Here is a 16,749-nt window from a genome sequence, read left to right as displayed (position 1 = left end):
GTACTAAGTTCAAGCGGCGTTTCACTTGCTTTCACTAAGTACAGACGGGCTCAGATTGCCCTTGTTTTAAGCATATACTCCATAAAGCTATACTGTAAAACACTATATCCCGTTCATCCTTTTAAAGAAGAAGCATTCCGTTTCCGGCACCGATACGGTCTGCACCGGATTCCAGCAATTCTTCCGCGAAGGCCTTGGTGCGGATTCCGCCGCTGGCCTTAATTTGCATTTTGGAAGATACGGAGGCCTTCATCAAACGAATATCTTCCAGAGTAGCTCCTCCGGTGGAAAATCCCGTGGAGGTTTTTACAAATGCGGCTCCGGCCTGCTCAGAAAGCTGGCAGGCTTTTTTGATTTCCTCCTTTGTCAGTAAGCAGGTTTCGACGATAACCTGTACAAGTGCAGGGGCAGAGGCCTCTACAACGGCACGGATATCCTCCTCTACTGCTTGAACATCACCATCCTTTAAAGCTCCGATATGAATCACCATATCAATTTCATCTGCCCCGTCTTCTACAGCACATTTGGCTTCAAAGGCTTTTGCTCTCTTGGACATGGCCCCAAGAGGAAATCCCACCACGGAACAAACCTTAACATCACTTCCTGCTAAAGATTTTTTTACCAAAGGAACATAAACACTGTTCACGCAAACAGAGGCGAAGCCATGCTCTCTAGCCTCTTGACAATAGCGGACTACCACATCCTTCCCCGCCTCCGGCTTTAACACGGTATGATCAATCTTTTTCGCAATATCCATCGAATCCTCCTAAAAAGAATTACTTACTTAGCTTCTTAATAAACCATAACCATAATTATAACAAAAAATCAGGCAGAATAATCACTGCCTGATAAAAATATGTCTGTCTATGAATATACACTATGCACTTTCCGCTCTAAGCAGTTTAAATGCAGGGGCAATCTGAGCCCGCGGGTACTTGCGAAAAACAAATGAAATGAAGTTTTTCGCTTAGTATCCCCTGCCGGGCGAGGTTAGCGGGAGCGTGCCCCTAATTAAAACTGCTTAGAGCGGAAAGTAATATTATTATGGAAGGCAGAGATTATGCCTGCTCTCTGATTTTGTTCTGCGCCACCGTCAGCATCAGCTTGATTCTGTTCAGCTGATTTACCTCGGAAGCTCCCGCATCATAATCCACCGCAATGATATTGGCACCGGGGTTATGACGCTTTAATTCCTTGATTACACCCTTGCCTACGATGTGATTGGGGAGGCAGCCAAAGGGCTGGGTACAAACAATATTGTCCACACCCTCGTCAATCAGTTCCAGCATTTCTCCGGTTAAGAACCATCCTTCACCGGTCTGATTTCCTAAGGAAACATACTGTCTTGCCTTATCCGCCAGTTCTCGAATATCTCCGGGAGCAGTAAAGTGCTTGGACTTTTCCAGTTCCTTTCTTGCTGTCTTTCGGAAGGATTCCAAAAGGCTAATCGCAATATTACAGAAGGTCTTTCCTTTCCAGGAAGCACCCAGATTCTCATACTTAAAGTTCTGGTTATAGAAACAGTAGAGGAGGAAGTCCATAAGGTCCGGCATTACCGCCTCAGCGCCTTCCTTTTCCAAAAGCTCTACAATATGGTTATTGGCAAGAGGAGAGAATTTTACCAGAATTTCTCCCACAATACCAACCTTTGGCTTCTTTAAATTTGTGTTCATGGGCAGGGAATCAAAATCTTTAATAATACCCTTTACGTTTTTTCCAAACTCCAGGAAAGGAATATTTTTCTTGGAAAGACTTTCTTGACAGATCTTCTTCCACTTTTGATGTAAAGCCTCTGCGGAACCCTCCTGCAACTCGTAGGGACGGGTGCTGTAAAGAAGACGCATAAAAAGGTCTCCGTAAACAATTCCCTGCATTGCCTTAGTGAGAAGCGGAATGGTCATAGTAAAGCCGGGGGTAGATTCCATACCGTTGGCATTTAAGGAAATAACCGGAATCTGTCCCATGCCGGCCTTGTCCAGTGCTCTACGGATAAAGCCGATATAGTTGGAGGCACGACAGCCTCCTCCGGTCTGGGACATAATAACCGCTGTCTTTTCCAAATCATATTTTCCGGAAAGCAGAGCCTCCATGACTTGTCCAACCACGATAATGGAGGGATAGCAGGAGTCGTTGTTTACATACTGTAATCCCGTATCGATGGCGGAACGGTTGTCATTGTCCAAAACCACCAGATTATAGCCCTCGGAACGAATAGCCGGCTCAATCAGCTCAAAGTGAAGAGGGGACATCTGGGGACAAAGGATGGTATAGCCTTCCTTCTTCATATCCTTGGTAAATAGGGTCCTCTTGTAGCTTTCGGAACGAATGGTTCTCTTATAATTCTTTTCAGCTCTCACACGGATAGCCGCAAGGAGAGAACGGATACGAATTCTTGCCGCTCCTAAATTATTTACCTCGTCAATCTTTAATACGGTGAAAATCTTATCGGAGCCGTTCAAGATGTCCTTCGCCTGATCTACCGTTACCGCATCCAGTCCGCAACCGAAGGAGTTTAACTGGATAAAGTCCAGATTTTCCTGGGTCTTTACAAAGGCTGCGGCCTTATAGAGACGGGAGTGGTACATCCACTGATCCGTAACAATGATGGGACGCTTTACCTCTGCCAAATGGGAGATGGAGTCCTCTGTTAAAACCGCAAAGTTAAAGGAGGTAATCAGCTCCGGAATACCGTGGTGGATTTCAGGGTCTGCATGGTAGGGACGACCTGCCAAGACAATTCCTCGATTGCCGGTCTTTTCCATCCACATCAAGGTTTCTTCCCCTTTTTCCTCAATGTCCTTTCGGGACTGTAAAAGCTCTTCCCAAGCCAGATGAGCTGCTTCTCGGATTTCTTTCTCCGTAAAGTTCCATTCTTTAAACTTTTCTCCGATTTTTTCCAGAGTCCAGTCTCCGGCAGGCTTGATGGAGTCCTGAATATCCTTGGGATGAACAAAGACCTTGCAAAGCTGGTCTGTTAAAATTTTTTCATTGGTGAAGGCAAGGAAGGGCTTCATAAAGAGAATGCTCTTTTCTTCCAGGTTCTCCACGTTGTTCTTGATATTTTCCGCATAGGAGGTGACCATGGGGCAGTTGTAATGATTTCCCGCATCCGGTGTTTCATTTCGCTCATAAGGAATGCAGGGATAGAAAATGAACTTCTGCTCCTTGGCGATTAACCATTCAATATGTCCGTGTACCAGCTTGGCAGGATAACATTCGGACTCGGAAGGAATGGATTCGATACCCATTTCGTAAAGCTTTTTGTTGGAAGAGGGAGAGAGTACGGTTCTAAATCCCAGTTCCTTAAAGAAAATAGCCCAGAAGGGGTAATTTTCATACATATTCAGGACACGGGGGATGCCCACTTCTCCACGCTTAGCTTCTTCGATACTTAATGGCTCATAACCGAAGATTCTTTTAATCTTGTACTTAAAGAGGTTTGGCACTTCGGACTTTGCCTTGGGCTTTCCTGCACCTCTTTCACAACGGTTTCCGGAAATAAAGCTTCTTCCCCCGCCGAAGTTGCTGATGGTCAGTACGCACTTATTGCTGCAAAGCTGGCAACGGCCCATGGTGGTTTCGTACTCCAGGTTCACAATCTTTTCCAGAGGAAGCATAGTGGTCTTTTTATAACCGCTGGCATCCAAGAATTCTTTGTCAGCTTCCCCGGCCAGAATTTCATTTTCCAGCTTGTCGGTTTCAATGCTGTAACGCTCTCTGGCAATCAGGGCCGCACCGAAGGCACCCATAATGCCGGCAATGTCCGGACGGGTTACATTTTGTCCCAGAATCTGCTCTAAGGCTCTGAGAACGGCATTATTATAGAAGGTTCCACCCTGTACTACGATATGCTTACCAAGCTCCTTGGGATTGGTAACCTTAATAACCTTGTATAAAGCATTCTTTACTACGGAGTAGGCAAGACCTGCGGAAATATCCGCTACGGTAGCGCCTTCCTTCTGGGCCTGCTTTACGTTGGAATTCATAAATACGGTACAACGGGATCCTAAATCTGTAGGCGTCTTCGCGAACAAAGCCTCCTGAGAGAAGTCAATGACGTTATAGCCTAAGGATTTTGCAAAGGTCTCCAGGAAAGAACCGCAACCGGAGGAGCAGGCTTCATTTAACTGCACATTATCCACGGTGCCGTCCTTAATATGAATACACTTCATATCCTGTCCGCCGATATCCAAGATACAATCTACGTCAGGCTCAAAGAAGGATGCGGCATAGTAGTGGGCAATGGTTTCCACCTCTCCCTCGTCCAGCTGGAAGGCGGACTTTAAGAGAGCTTCTCCGTAACCGGTAGAGCAAGAGTAGCTGATTTCCGCACCCTCCGGAAGTTTTTCTTTAATTTCCTTCATGGCTCTGATGGCAGTGGCAATGGGAGAGCCTTCATTTCCGGAATAAAAAGTATAAAGCAGTTCACCCTCTTCGGAAATCAAAGCCACCTTGGTTGTAGTGGAACCTGCATCAATTCCCAAGAAGATTTTTCCCTTATAGGAAGATAAGTCTCCGGTAGGCACCTTGGCTTTATTGTGACGAGCAATGAAGCTTTGGTAATCCTCTTCTTTTTCGAAGAGACAGTCCATACGCTTGATTTCACTGTCCATTTCAATGCCGGCACGAAGACTCTTGACCAGGCTTGCCAAGGGAATTTCTTTTGCGTTTTCTTCTATACTTAAAGCAGACCCCATGGCGGCAAAGAGGTGAGAATTATCCGGATTGATAATGGCATCTCCCTCCAGCTTTAGAGTACGAATAAAACTGTTTCTTAATTCCGACATAAAGTGGAGCGGGCCTCCTAAGAAGGCAACATTTCCACGGATAGGCTTCCCCTGAGCCAAACCGGAAATAGTCTGATTACATACGGCCTGGAAAATGGAGGCAGCCAAATCTTCTCTGGCAGCGCCTTCATTGATTAAAGGCTGAATATCAGTCTTCGCAAAAACACCGCAGCGGGCTGCGATGGGATAGATCATCTGGAAATTCTTGGCCAATTCATTCAGACCGGAAGCATCCGTATCCAAAAGAGAAGCCATCTGATCGATAAAGGAACCGGTACCTCCGGCACAGATTCCGTTCATTCTTTGGTCAATACCACCCTTGAAGTAGATGATTTTGGCATCCTCTCCTCCAAGCTCGATGGCAACATCTGTTTGGGGATAGAATTCCTTTAAAGAATTTGCTACAGCTACAACCTCCTGACAGAAGGGCTGTCCCATGTGCTTGGCCAGACTCAGTCCTCCGGAACCGGTTACCATACAAGTCAGGGTACAATCCCCCAGTTTTTCCTTTGCTTCCTCCAGTAAATCTGCCAATGTTTCCTGTATATTGGCAAAGTGTCTTCGATAGTCTGAAAAGAGAAGGTTCTTCTCTTGATCCATAATGGCGACTTTCACCGTTGTAGAACCGATATCTATTCCCAGTCTATAAGTTCCTGTCATAAATTCACCCATTTCTATACTTTCTAAGCAAGTGTGTAAAAAGCTGCCTTTCTCCCATAGGAAAAAGTTCAAGGACTTACTCTAACACAAAGGAAGGGGGGCAACAATAAAGCCTTTCTAAAAAAATAATAAAAAGAGCTGTGCTTAATAGAATTTTAATAAAAACCATAAGACAATCCTAATTTCATCTTGAAAAAGCCAGGGGAGACAAGTATACTCATGCGGTGCAAGAAGATAGCAAAAGACAACAGTGGGAGAGCGGGGGAAAAGAAATTTACTCAGCTTGAAAGCCAATCAAAGAAAGGTAGTGAGAATGAATATCTTGGACCGTTTAAATAGAAAGTTCGGACGCTTCGCCATTCCGAATTTAATGCAGTATATTTGTGTGATTTACGGAATAGGTTTTATGATTCAGGTGGTGGCACCGGAAATTTACTATTATTATATGGATTTGGATCCGGAAGCAATTCTCCATGGACATATCTGGCGGATTTTTACATTTTTGTTTTACTTTCCGGCAGGGGGAGGATTTTCCGGCGTGTTTTGGGCCATTATCGGTATTATGGTGTATTATAATATCGGAAAAACCTTGGAATTTCTCTGGGGAAGCTTCCGCTACACGTTTTTTATTGCCTCCGGTATCATTCTTTATAATGTGGTAGGTATTCTGATTTATCTGTTCACCGGCGTGTCTTTACAGTTAAATCCTACCTATATGAGCTTCAGTATTTTTTTGGCCTATGCTTTAAGTTTGCCGGATACTATGTTTTACATTTATTTCCTTTTTCCGATTAAGGCCAAGTACCTGGCGGGAATAGAAACGGCGTTGTATTTCTTTTTCTTTTTGACCAGTCCAAATATGGGAGAGAGGGTTTCTATTCTCCTGTCTTTTGCCAATGTTTTGTTGTTCTTCCTATTACAGAATCAGGGAAACAATAAAAATATCTTTCACATTAATCGTTATCGATAGGCTTACGTTTTTTGCAAAACTTGTCGATGTGATAGAGTAGAGTCTGAAAATGAGTGGAAAATAGTGAGTGAGTAAAGGAGAAAAAAATGAGAAGAACGAAGATTGTATGTACCATGGGACCCAATGAAAATGATTATGAGCTGTTGCTTAAGCTGGCAAAGACCATGGATGTGGCTCGTTTTAACTTTTCCCATGGAAACCATGAGGAGCATCTAGCTAGATTGGAAATGCTTCGGAAGGCCAGAAAAGAAGTGGGAAGACCCATTGCTGCTCTTTTGGACACCAAGGGACCGGAAATCCGTACCGGTGTTTTGGAGGGAGGCAATAAGATTACTCTTCAAGAGGGAGATGAGATTACCCTCACTACCGAGGAAGTGGTAGGGACAAAGCAGAAAATTTATATCAACTACGAGCACCTTCATGAGGATGTAAAGCCCGGAAATGTGATTTTGATTGATGACGGTTTAATCGGTTTAGATGTGCTTTCCGTTAATGGACAGGAAATTCACTGTAAGGTAACTAACGGCGGTGAGCTTGGGGAGAGAAAGGGCGTGAATGTACCCAATGTTCCCATCCAGCTTCCCTCTATTACCGAAAAGGATATCGAGGATATTCGTTTTGGTATTTCAGAAGAATTTGACTTTATTGCCGCTTCATTCGTTCGCTCCGCAGATGCCATTCGTCAGATTCGTGCCCTCTTGGATGAGGCCGGCTCTCAGATGAAGATTATCGCTAAGATTGAGTCCCAGGAGGGATTGGATAATCTGGATTCCATCATTGACGAAGCAGACGGAATCATGGTGGCCAGAGGAGACTTGGGCGTAGAAGTGGAAGCTCGTCGTCTTCCTCATTTGCAGAAGGAGATTATCGAAAAATGTAACTTCCACGGAAAACTGGTTATTACTGCGACCCAGATGCTGGATTCCATGATTAGAAATCCAAGACCTACCAGAGCGGAGGTTACCGATGTGGCCAATGCAGTAGAAAACGGTACGGATGCAGTGATGCTCTCCGGAGAAACTGCTAACGGTAAGTATCCCGTAGAGGCTGCGGAGACCATGGCTTCCATCGTAGAATATTCCGAGCAGTTTTTGGATTATAAGCAGTTTAAGACAAGACTTGTGGAGAGAACCGTATATGAGAGCATCGGCAATGCGGTTTGTGCGGCTTCCGTAACCACCGCCCACGAGCTTCATGCCAAGGCAATCGTTGCACCGACACTTACCGGAATTACCGCCTCCATGATTGCCAAATATCGTCCCAGAACGAATATCTTCGCTCTTTCTCCCAGTCAGGTAACCACCAGACAGATGATGCTGTACTGGGGAGTAACTCCGGTCTGGGCAAGACGTGCGGAAACCACCGATGAGCTATTTGAAAGTTCTTTAGAAGAGCTGAAGAGCATGGGCTATGTGGATTCCGGGGACCTTTGCATCATTACTGCAGGAGTACTCAATCGTCTCTTAAAGCAGCAGGTTGCCAACAGCACAAATATTATGCGAGTTATGGTTGTTCCTAAATAAGATTTCACAGGATTCTCACTTGAAAAGTCCCTTCCTTATGTTTAAGATAGGAAGGGACTTTTTTTATTTTTAATGAGTATCTCATTTTTCGAAATTGATAAAGTAGGATGTATGGAGTAGGAGAAAAGATGAAAAATGCGTATGTAAGTAAAGAACAAGTGGAAGCAATCGCCAAGGAATATCCCACACCTTTTTATCTGTATGACGAAAAGGGAATTCGGGAAACTGCCCGAAAGCTGTATAAGGCCTTCTCCTGGAATCCGGGCTTTAAAGAGTACTTTGCCATTAAGGCAACCCCCAATACTGCTATTTTACGAATTTTAAAGGAAGAAGGTTGCGGGGTAGACTGCTCCTCTAAAGTGGAATTGACCATGGCCGAGGCTTGCGGTTTCAAAGGACAGGAGATTATGTTTTCCTCTAATGATACTCCGGAAGAGGAATATATCTTTGCCAGGGAGCTGGGAGGAATCATTAACTTGGATGATTTTTCCAATATTGCGGAAGTGGAAGAAACCCTGGGAACCCTGCCCAAAACCATGAGTTTGCGTTTTAATCCCGGAGGCTATTTTAAAATTGCCAATACTATTATGGATAATCCGGAAGAAGCCAAGTTCGGTATGACGGAGGCTCAGATTCTGGAGGGCTATAAAATTTTAAAGGAAAAGGGTGTAGAACATTTCGGAATCCATGCTTTTCTTGCCTCCAATACTGTAAGCAATGAGTATTACCCGGTTTTGGCAAGACAGCTTTTTCAGTTGGTGGTACGGATTAAGAAGGAGCTTGGGATTTCTCTGGATTTTGTCAATCTTTCCGGAGGAATCGGCATTCCTTATCGTCCGGAGCAGGAGCCCAATGACATTCTCCTGATTGGACAGGGCGTTAAGGAGGTTTTTGAAGAAATATTAGTACCGAACGGTCTTGGACATATCCGCCTTTGCACGGAGCTGGGACGTTTTATGCTGGCACCCTACGGGGCTTTGATTACCAAGGTGATTCATTTTAAGGAGACCTACAGACACTATGCAGGGGTGGATGCCTGTGCGGCAAATCTGATGCGTCCTGCTATTTATGATGCTTATCATCATATTACGGTGCTGGGAAAAGAAGAGGAAAAAGAGACGAAGACCTATGATGTAGTCGGTTCTCTTTGTGAAAATAATGATAAGTTTGCGAAAAACAGAGAGTTACCGGTACTGGAAAAGGGAGATTACCTTTTCTTCCACGATGCGGGAGCCCACGGTTTTGCCATGGGATACAATTACAACGGAAAGCTTTGGTGTGCAGAGCTTCTCTTAAAAGAAGACGGTACAGTAAAGTGTATCAGAAGAGCTCAGAGGGATACGGATTATTTTGCCACCCTGGATATTGATGAGGATTTTCAGAAGTATTTGCAGAACAGAAAGTAGGAATTATGGCATTGAAGAAAAAAGCTGTAACAGGAATGAAGGATATTTTACCGGAGGAGATGGCCATCCGGCAGAGAATTCTTTCCGCAATCAGACGGGTTTACGGACGCTTCGGCTTTACGGAGATTGAAACCCCCATCGTAGAGCATTTGGAAAATCTTCTCAGTAAGCAGGGAGGAGACAATGAAAAGCTGATTTTTAAGGTGGAGAAGCGAGGGGAGAAGCTGAAGGAAGCCATTGAGAAGGGGGATTTTGAGGCCCTTTCCGATGCAGGGCTTCGCTATGACTTGACCCTGCCTCTTTCCCGTTTTTATGCGGAGAATCAGGCGAAGCTCCCCAGTCCCTTTAAGGCCTTACAGATTGGACCTGTATTCAGGGCTGATCGTCCTCAAAAGGGAAGATTTCGGGAGTTTTGGCAATGCGATATTGATATTTTCGGAGATTCCTCCTTCCTTTCGGAGATAGATTTGCTTTTGGCTATGGGAACCCTGCTACAGGAAATCGGTTTTGGAGAACAGTATCCCTTCTATATCGTGGTAAATGACAGAGAAATTCTGAAAGCAATGCAACGCTATGCAGGATTTCCGGAGGGGGATTTTGAACAGATTTCCATTATCCTGGATAAGGAAGATAAGATTGGAAGAGACGGGGTAAAGGGGGAACTGGCAGGTCTTGGCTATTCCGAGGAGCAGATTTCCCGTTATACCGAGCTTTTGGATCAGGTTTCCGGAAAGAAGGAAGACCTCCTTTCTCTTGGGGAAAAGCTAAAGGATGTTTTAGAGGAAGGTGTTTGCCAAAACCTTTATAAGATTATGGATTTGGTGGAAATCTCCGGAAAGGGAAAGATTCCTCTTCGTTTTGATCCCAGTCTTGTGCGAGGCATGGGCTATTATACCGGGCCGATTTTCGAAGTGCGTTCCACATTATTTTCCGGCTCTATCGGTGGAGGCGGTCGTTATGACAAGATGGTAGGAAAGTTTACCGGTATCGATACCCCGGCGGTGGGATTTTCCATCGGCTTTGAGCGAATCATCACCATTCTTATGGAAGGGGAGGCTTCGGAAGTCAGGGCGGAGAAGAAGGCGATTCTTTTGGAGAAGGATTTGCAGGAAGAGGAGCTGAAGAAGGCTCTACTGGATGCGATGGACAGACGAGCCAAGGGAGAAGTGGTATTGCTTTCCCAAATGAATAAAAATAAGAAATTCCAGAAGGAGCAGCTGAGCAAGGAAGGCTACAGCGAGTTTATAGAATATTTTTCAAAAGCTTAAATAGGAAAATGGAGTTAAGGTCTTTAGGAAATGGGATATTTCCGGAAGCGAATCCGCTAAGCTGTTGCAAGAAAAGATTGAGAGGGTAAAGTTATGGCTGAGTCAATGAGAGGTTTACACAGAACCGCAAGATGCGGAGAATTGGGAGAGGAGTATATCGGAAAAACGGTCTGCATGATGGGCTGGGTACAGAAGTCCAGAAATAAGGGAGGTCTTATTTTTACAGACCTTAGAGACCGTTCCGGAATCCTACAGATTCTTTTTGAGGAAAATGAATGCGGTGCAGAGGTTTTTGAAAAGGCCTCCAAGCTAAGAGCGGAGTTTGTTATTGCGGTAGAAGGAGAGCTTCGAAGCAGAGGAAAGGATGCCAATGCCAGCCTTGCTACAGGAGCTGTGGAGCTGGTAGCAAAAAGTTTGAGAATCCTGGCAGAGGCGGAGACGCCTCCCTTCCCCATTGAAGAAGACAGCAAGACCAAGGAAGACTTACGCTTAAAGTACCGTTATCTGGATTTGAGAAGACCGGATTTGGCGAAGAGAATTATGACAAGAGCCAGACTTTCCCAGTTGATTCGTGCCTTTTTATCTCAGGAAGGATTTTTGGAGATTGAAACACCTACATTGATTAAGTCTACCCCTGAGGGAGCCAGAGACTTCCTGGTACCATCTCGCCTGCATCAGGGTTCCTTCTATGCCCTGCCCCAGTCTCCTCAGCTTTTAAAGCAGCTCTTAATGGTTTCCGGTATGGATCGTTATTTCCAGCTGGCAAGATGCTATCGTGATGAGGATTTAAGAGCGGATCGACAGCCTGAGTTTACCCAGGTGGATATGGAGCTGTCTTTCGTGGATATGGAAGACGTGTTGGAGGTAAACGAGAGACTTTTACAGTATATTTTCAAGGAAATCTGTCAGGTGGACATTTCTCTTCCCTTACAGAGAATGACCTGGATTGATGCTATGGAAAATTACGGTTCCGATAAGCCGGATCTTCGTTTTGACCTGCCTTTACTGGAGTGTACCGAGGCGGTACGGGGCTGCGGCTTCTCCGTATTCAGCCAGTGCGTGGAAAATGGCGGTAAGGTCAAGGGTATTCTTTTAAAGGGACAGGCCTCCATGCCCAGAAAGAAGATTGACAGCTATGTGGAGCTGGTAAAGGGCTATCAGGCAAAGGGATTGGCCTGGTTCGGCTACGGGGAAGACGGCTCCGTAAAGTCTTCCTTTGCCAAGTTTATGTCCGAGGAGGATATCAAGAGATTAACAGAGGCTACAGGCTTAGAGCAGGGAGATCTTCTCTTCTTGGTATCCGATGAGAAGAAGCAGGTGGTATGGAACAGCCTTGGAGCTTTACGTCTTGCTTTAGGAAAGGATTTGGACTTAATTCAGAAGGGACAGTGGAAGTTCCTCTGGGTTACCGAGTTCCCCATGTTTGAATATTCCGAGGAATTGGGAAGATATCAGGCCATGCATCACCCCTTCACCATGCCTATGGAAGAAGACCTTCCCTTGGTGGATGAAGAGGATTTGTCCAAGGTTAGAGCCAAGGCCTACGATATTGTTTTGAACGGAACGGAGCTGGGTGGCGGTTCTGTCAGAATTCACCAGTCTCATGTTCAGGAGAAAATGTTGGAAAAGCTTGGCTTTACGAAGGAAAGAGCCACTGAGCAGTTTGGTTTCTTATTGGAAGCCTTTCAGTACGGTGTACCTCCCCATGCAGGTCTTGCCTACGGCTTAGACCGTTTGGCGATGTGGATGGTGGGCGCGGAGAGCATCCGCGATGTTATTGCTTTTCCGAAGGGAAAGGACGGTTCCGATGCTATGATGGATGCACCGGCAGAGGTCTTTGATCCCCAGCAGCTAAAGGATTTGCACATTGCTATTACAGAAGAGTAAGTGCAGCTTATAGCTTTACAAATATTTCCGTGTCTTTTGGACTTTTAAAGAGAAAATAGAGCTAAGCTAAAGAGGAATATATGCTCAGCCCAGGCTTTGCTTGAGTTTTAGGAGGAATAGGTGAGGAAAGAGGAATTTATTCGGGAACTGGTTTTAGAATTAAAGCAAAATGTTTCGGAACAAGTTATTCTGGAGCAAAAACGTTTTTATGAAGAGTACATCCTGACGGAAGTGCGGGGTGGAAAAACCGAGGAAGAAGTTATTGCTTCCCTTTCTGAGCCAAGGCTTTTGGCAAAAAGCATTATTGATGCTGCAGAGGCGGGAGGAGATCATGTAGCCAGAAGCACTCCTTTCCGTTATGCGGAAAGTGAGATTAACTATGCCTCCGACGAAGAGGATTTACAATATAAGGGAGCGGAAGAAGATAGCAGACAGTCTCAATCCTTTAGGGAAAAGACAGGCTATACCCAATATAAAGAAGAGGACATTCGGCAGGATAGACAGTCGGACTTTGAAAATGCAGGAGGACCCCGTATCATTCCTGTCAGTCCCTTAGGCTGTGTGATTTCTCTTGTGATTTTCTTCCTGATTATCGGGGGAATTATCGCGGTTTTTGCGGGAATCATTTCCGCTTTGGCACCGATTTTACTCCCTGTACTTGCGGTGGCGGTAATCCTTTGGATTTTGGCATACCTTTTTCGATAGGAGGGAAGATGCAAAGAATGGAACTGGTGGTACCCTGCCACTTTGGACTGGAAGCAGTCTGTAAAAAAGAAATTCAGGATTTGGGTTATGATGTGCATACCGTTAGCGACGGAAAGGTGCATTTTATCGGAGATGCGGAGGCTATCGTCCGTGCCAACATTTTCCTGAGAACAGGGGAAAGAGTTTTATTAAAGCTGGGCTCCTTCCATGCGGAATCCTACGAGGATTTGTTTCAGGGTACCAAGGCTCTTCCGTTGGAAGAATATCTGCCAAAGGATGCCTCCTTCTGGGTGACCAAGGCCAGCTCCGTGAAATCCAAGCTGTTTTCGCCCAGAGATATTCAGTCCGTAATGAAGAAAGCCATGGTTGACCGGATGGCATCCTACTATCATCAGAGTTTTTTTGAGGAGCACGGAGCCAAGTACCCCTTCCGTGTTTCTCTGTATAAGGATGAGGTTTTACTCTGTTTGGACACCAGTGGAGACTCTCTGCATAAAAGAGGGTATCGTTTAAAAATGGGAAAGGCGCCCATTAAGGAAACCTTGGCTGCCTCCCTGATTCTCCTTAGCAAATGGAGAGAGGATGCCCCCTTTGTGGATCCCATGTGCGGTGCAGGAACCTTCCCCATAGAGGCGGCTATGATTGCGGCAAAGATTGCTCCCGGAATGCATAGACATTTTACGGCGGAAGCCTGGGAAAACCTGATTCCTAAAAAGGAATGGGACTATGCTTTGGAGGAGGCAGGGGATGAAATTGACCGTAGCCTATTAGAAACTAAGAAGAATTCCTATGGAAAAATGGTGGATATTCAGGGCTATGATATAGATCCTGCCATGATTCCGGTTTGCCGAGAAAATGCGGAGCGGGCAGGGGTTGGAAAGCTCATCCATTTTCAGGAAAGAGAAGTGGGGAAGATGTCCCACAGTAAGCGGGGCGGTATGATTCTTACCAACCCTCCCTACGGAGAGAGAATAGAAGATAAGAGAAATCTTCCACTTTTATATACGGAGCTTAGAGAAGCCTACGAAGATTTGGATGACTGGCGGCTTTGTTTAATCACCGCTTACGAGCAGGCGGAGAAATACCTTGGTAAGGCGGATAAAAACAGAAAGCTTTACAATGGTATGATGAAAACCTATTTTTACCAGTACAATGGTAAAGGGAGAAAATAATGCGGATTTTATTTGCCACCCATAATCAACACAAGTTAAGAGAAATTCAGGAGATTCTGTCTAAATTCCCCGGAACCATTCTCTGTGCCAAAGATTTAGGCATGGATCAGGAGGTAGAGGAAAACGGGACAAGTTTTCTGGAAAATGCGGAAATCAAGGCCAGAGCCTTATATAACTTTGTGAAGGCAGAGGGACTTTTAGAGGAAGATGACCTGGTTATGGCGGATGATTCCGGCCTGTCCATTGAAGCCCTGTCCTTTGGTCCCGGAATATATTCAGCCCGATTTTTGGGGGTGGATACACCCTATCCCGAAAAGAATCGTCGTATCCTGGCTATGATGGAAGAAAGCAGTAGTAAAAGCAGAATGGCTTATTTTACCTGCGCCATTGTTGCGATTTTTGCGGATGGAAAGCTTTTGCAAACGGAAGCCAGATGCACGGGAGAAATTGCAAAAGAGCCCGGTGGAGAAGAGGGCTTCGGCTATGACCCCATTTTCTACCTTCCGGAATACAGAAAAACCGCTGCTGAGCTTTCCAGAGAAGAGAAGAACAAGGTTTCCCATAGGGGAAAGGCTCTTCGAAAGATGGAAAGAATGATTCAAGAAGAGCAGGAAAAAAGAGATTCTGCCCGCTTTTCGAAAGCAGGGCGGGAGCAGTCGGGAAAAGGCAAGGAAGCAAAGGCGGAGCACAAGCCGGAGAAAGAATCCGGGGAAAAGCCGGAAAAAGAGGAGGATGCCGAAAAGAGACAGGAAGTTGTCGAAAAGGGACAGGAAGCTGCTCGGGAAGCGAAGACTAAGATAGCCGGCAGAATCGATCCTTCTTCGGAGGAAAAGATTTTGGTATTTTCCGATAACCATAGAAGACTGGACTATGTGGAAAAGGTTCTTCGTCTGCATCCGGATATATCCATGTGTATTCATCTGGGGGATTCGGAGGGAGAAGGAGAGGTACAGGCGCTTTTGCCTAAGGGCTGTGAGTCCTATTTTGTACAGGGAAACAATGACTTTTTTTCCTATTTGCCCAAGGACGTGGAAGTTCGTATCGGAAAAGAACGATGCTTTTTGACCCACGGCCATCTCTATGGGGTAAACTTCGGCTTGGAGCGTCTTTCGGAAGAGGCAAGAGACAGAAATTGCAGTATGGCATTCTTCGGACATACCCATAAACCCTGTAACAAAGTGGTGAACGGGGTGCATTGTATCAATCCGGGATCCATCAGCTTTCCCAGACAGGAGGATAGAAGACCATGCTATAGCCTGCTGTTTTTGGACCAAAAAGGAAATCTTAGAGTGGAAATGCATAAAATTTAGGAGGATAAAATAATGTACATGGCAGAATTTGTGGAGAGAATGAAGGGAATTCGGATTTGTCCGGTTTTGGTAATTGAGGATAAAAATGACGCCATTCCTCTGGGAAAGGCTTTATTGGAGGGAAAACTGCCGGTGGCGGAGGTTACCTTCCGTACGGCGGCAGCAAAGGAATCCATCGCTCTAATGGTAAAGGAATATCCGGATTTATATGTGGGTGCGGGAACGGTGATTACCCTGCAGCAGTGTAAAGATGCTGTGGAAGCCGGTGCCAAGTTTATTGTAAGTCCTTCCTTTTCCCATGAAGTGGCAGCTTTTTGCAGAGAGAGAGAAATTCCGTATTGTCCCGGCGTTTTGACTCCTACGGAAATCAGTATGGCCATGTCTTATGATATTCCTGTGGTGAAGTTCTTCCCGGCAGGACAGTTTGGCGGCGTACAGACCATCAAGAGCTATGCGGCAGTGTTCCAGAACCTGTATTTTATGCCCACCGGTGGAGTGAATCTTCAGAACATCGGAGAATATCTTTCCTTCTCCAAGGTGCTTTGTGTGGGAGGAACCTGGCTGTGTAAAAAAGAATTTTTGGAAACCAAGGATTTTGCCTTGATTACCAAGAATTGCCTGGAGGCCTATGAATTAAGTCACTAAAGCTTTGCTGTTTTGTAAAGAAAGGAAAGGGGCTATTTTTACGGCTCCTTTTTTGAAATTCAAGCAGAGAATAAGCCTTTGTAAACAGCGAAAATTTTTTCTTGACAAAGTATTGGGGATTCGCTAATATATGAGAGTCGCACAAAATGCGAAATGATTCAGTAGCTCAGCTGGATAGAGCAACGGCCTTCTAAGCCGTGGGTCGGGGGTTCGAATCCCTTCTGGATCACTTGCGAGACGGTTCTATCCGTAACATGGTGGCCATAGCGTAGTTGGTTATCGCGCCAGATTGTGGTTCTGGAGGTCCCGGGTTCGACTCCCGGTGGCCACCCTATTTTTCTCGCACGAGGTTCTTATCTCATAGGGCCATCGCCAAGCGGTAAGGCACAGGCCTTTGACGCCTGCAGTCGTTGGTT

Annotated in this window: 11 protein-coding genes and 2 tRNA genes; 11 read left to right on the top strand and 2 right to left on the bottom strand. The window is 45.5% G+C overall.

What is annotated here, in order from left to right; translation table 11 throughout:
- Window positions 1–121: 121 nt before the first annotated feature.
- Together deoC and RYL27_RS04125 are read right to left on the bottom strand one after the other, a co-directional pair.
- Window positions 122–757 (bottom strand): deoxyribose-phosphate aldolase, encoded by a 636-nt coding sequence (gene deoC, locus RYL27_RS04130; RefSeq protein ID WP_314965442.1) that lies wholly within the window; start codon window positions 755–757, stop codon window positions 122–124.
- A 301-nt stretch (window positions 758–1,058) separates the two neighbouring features.
- Window positions 1,059–5,447, bottom strand: a complete 4,389-nt coding sequence (locus RYL27_RS04125) for an acyl-CoA dehydratase activase-related protein (protein WP_314965461.1) — start codon at window positions 5,445–5,447, stop codon at window positions 1,059–1,061.
- 313 nt (window positions 5,448–5,760) lie between these two features.
- On the opposite strand from RYL27_RS04125, the gene RYL27_RS04120 reads away from it, so the two are divergent.
- The 11 genes from RYL27_RS04120 to RYL27_RS04070 all read left to right on the top strand — a co-directional run bounded on the left by RYL27_RS04120 (window position 5,761) and on the right by RYL27_RS04070 (window position 16,664).
- Entirely contained in the window at window positions 5,761–6,417 is a 657-nt protein-coding gene (locus tag RYL27_RS04120) for a hypothetical protein (protein ID WP_183684122.1), read from the top strand.
- Between the two features lie 86 nt (window positions 6,418–6,503).
- Entirely contained in the window at window positions 6,504–7,940 is a 1,437-nt protein-coding gene (gene pyk, locus RYL27_RS04115) for a pyruvate kinase (RefSeq protein ID WP_314965440.1), read from the top strand.
- Between the two features lie 128 nt (window positions 7,941–8,068).
- Entirely contained in the window at window positions 8,069–9,346 is a 1,278-nt protein-coding gene (locus RYL27_RS04110) for a diaminopimelate decarboxylase (protein WP_314965438.1), read from the top strand.
- 5 nt (window positions 9,347–9,351) lie between these two features.
- Window positions 9,352–10,614 carry a histidine--tRNA ligase gene (gene hisS / locus RYL27_RS04105; RefSeq protein WP_314965436.1) on the top strand — a complete coding sequence of 421 codons (1,263 nt, stop codon included), beginning with the start codon at window positions 9,352–9,354 and terminating at the stop codon, window positions 10,612–10,614.
- 93 nt (window positions 10,615–10,707) lie between these two features.
- Window positions 10,708–12,501, top strand: a complete 1,794-nt coding sequence (gene aspS, locus RYL27_RS04100) for an aspartate--tRNA ligase (RefSeq protein WP_314330298.1) — start codon at window positions 10,708–10,710, stop codon at window positions 12,499–12,501.
- A 120-nt stretch (window positions 12,502–12,621) separates the two neighbouring features.
- A complete protein-coding gene (locus RYL27_RS04095) occupies window positions 12,622–13,206 on the top strand; it encodes an HAAS signaling domain-containing protein (RefSeq protein WP_314965433.1) in 585 nt (194 codons plus the stop codon).
- A gap of 8 nt (window positions 13,207–13,214) precedes the next feature.
- Window positions 13,215–14,378, top strand: coding sequence for a THUMP domain-containing class I SAM-dependent RNA methyltransferase (locus tag RYL27_RS04090; protein ID WP_314965431.1), 1,164 nt, complete (start codon window positions 13,215–13,217; stop codon window positions 14,376–14,378).
- On the top strand, window positions 14,378–15,688 hold the full coding sequence (rdgB, locus tag RYL27_RS04085) for an RdgB/HAM1 family non-canonical purine NTP pyrophosphatase (protein ID WP_314965429.1): 1,311 nt from the start codon (window positions 14,378–14,380) through the stop codon (window positions 15,686–15,688). Before RYL27_RS04090 ends, rdgB begins: the two co-directional genes overlap by 1 nt.
- Before the next feature lie 12 nt (window positions 15,689–15,700).
- Window positions 15,701–16,333 carry a bifunctional 4-hydroxy-2-oxoglutarate aldolase/2-dehydro-3-deoxy-phosphogluconate aldolase gene (locus RYL27_RS04080; RefSeq protein ID WP_007156471.1) on the top strand — a complete coding sequence of 211 codons (633 nt, stop codon included), beginning with the start codon at window positions 15,701–15,703 and terminating at the stop codon, window positions 16,331–16,333.
- A 155-nt stretch (window positions 16,334–16,488) separates the two neighbouring features.
- Window positions 16,489–16,562, top strand: a tRNA-Arg gene (locus tag RYL27_RS04075).
- A 28-nt stretch (window positions 16,563–16,590) separates the two neighbouring features.
- Window positions 16,591–16,664 (top strand) — tRNA-His (locus RYL27_RS04070).
- Window positions 16,665–16,749 lie beyond the last annotated feature (85 nt).

It is taken from the genome of Oribacterium sinus, assembly GCF_963537195.1.
In the GTDB taxonomy this organism is placed as follows: domain Bacteria; phylum Bacillota; class Clostridia; order Lachnospirales; family Lachnospiraceae; genus Oribacterium; species Oribacterium sinus_A.
The sequence above is the reverse complement of the archived record's forward strand: the minus strand, read 5'-3'. Positions and strand labels throughout refer to the sequence as shown.

What these genes read in the sequence shown, in the direction of transcription:
- aspS (WP_314330298.1), top strand. Translation starts at nt 10,708, where the DNA reads ATGGCTGAGTCAATGAGAGGTTTACACAGAACCGCAAGATGCGGAGAA.
- rdgB (WP_314965429.1), top strand. Translation starts at nt 14,378, where the DNA reads ATGCGGATTTTATTTGCCACCCATAATCAACACAAGTTAAGAGAAATT.
- hisS (WP_314965436.1), top strand. Translation starts at nt 9,352, where the DNA reads ATGGCATTGAAGAAAAAAGCTGTAACAGGAATGAAGGATATTTTACCG.
- pyk (WP_314965440.1), top strand. Translation starts at nt 6,504, where the DNA reads ATGAGAAGAACGAAGATTGTATGTACCATGGGACCCAATGAAAATGAT.
- RYL27_RS04090 (WP_314965431.1), top strand. Translation starts at nt 13,215, where the DNA reads ATGCAAAGAATGGAACTGGTGGTACCCTGCCACTTTGGACTGGAAGCA.
- RYL27_RS04080 (WP_007156471.1), top strand. Translation starts at nt 15,701, where the DNA reads ATGTACATGGCAGAATTTGTGGAGAGAATGAAGGGAATTCGGATTTGT.
- RYL27_RS04120 (WP_183684122.1), top strand. Translation starts at nt 5,761, where the DNA reads ATGAATATCTTGGACCGTTTAAATAGAAAGTTCGGACGCTTCGCCATT.
- RYL27_RS04125 (WP_314965461.1), bottom strand. Translation starts at nt 5,447, where the DNA reads ATGACAGGAACTTATAGACTGGGAATAGATATCGGTTCTACAACGGTG.
- deoC (WP_314965442.1), bottom strand. Translation starts at nt 757, where the DNA reads ATGGATATTGCGAAAAAGATTGATCATACCGTGTTAAAGCCGGAGGCG.
- RYL27_RS04110 (WP_314965438.1), top strand. Translation starts at nt 8,069, where the DNA reads ATGAAAAATGCGTATGTAAGTAAAGAACAAGTGGAAGCAATCGCCAAG.